1 protein-coding gene is annotated in these 651 nt (G+C 60.5%); it reads right to left on the reverse strand.

Annotated elements, in window-relative coordinates; translation table 11 throughout:
* Window positions 1-651: hypothetical protein (locus EN780_RS40000; RefSeq protein ID WP_210215115.1), on the reverse strand; the 651-nt coding region annotated here is incomplete at both ends.

Genomic DNA, 651 nt, shown 5'->3' on the forward strand with positions numbered 1-651 from the left:
GTGCGTCATAATCGATACGCAACCCGCCGCGCGGGCCTTGACTCGCGGGGGTCGTAACGAACAACTTGAAATGGTCAAGTGGCAGAAGGACGCCCCCCTGCCGGATCGCCGCGTTTCGCTTTACGAACTTCAGATAGAACACGCCCGAGTGCAATCGATACTCGGTGTCATCCCCACGCCCTGGTCGCCCGAACGCGCCCATCCGTGCAATCTCTTGCGCGAGTTGCTCGTCGGGTCGATAGACCCAGCCGCCTCCGGATGGCTCAAGCATCTTATGCTGTACCATCACCACGTTGCGCTGGATGGTGTTAATGTAAATGAGGTCAACTCCGAGCGCGTGCTCAAGCGGACGACGGTTCGCGGTGATGACTTCGAGGCGCTCGTCGCCGCGGCGGTAGACCGCGCGGCCGGTTGCATCGCTTCCCACCAGATCCATGCCGCTTACCCACCGGGCGTCATGCTCAACGAAGCCGTCTTCGATGGCATGCGTGCGCGAGCCTCGGCTGGATTCGAAAGCGTCAAACTTTCCAGAATCGTCATTTTCGTCGACGGCAACTCGCGAGATCGCGGTCTCATCTTCATCTAGAAGCTCAACGAATTCCGCCGGCGCTTCGGACGATAGCCCGAACGAGCGGAGCGCCGTCCTAAGGC

Origin of the sequence: Mesorhizobium sp. M4B.F.Ca.ET.089.01.1.1 (assembly GCF_004022605.1) — a bacterium.
Taxonomy (GTDB): domain Bacteria; phylum Pseudomonadota; class Alphaproteobacteria; order Rhizobiales; family Rhizobiaceae; genus Mesorhizobium; species Mesorhizobium abyssinicae.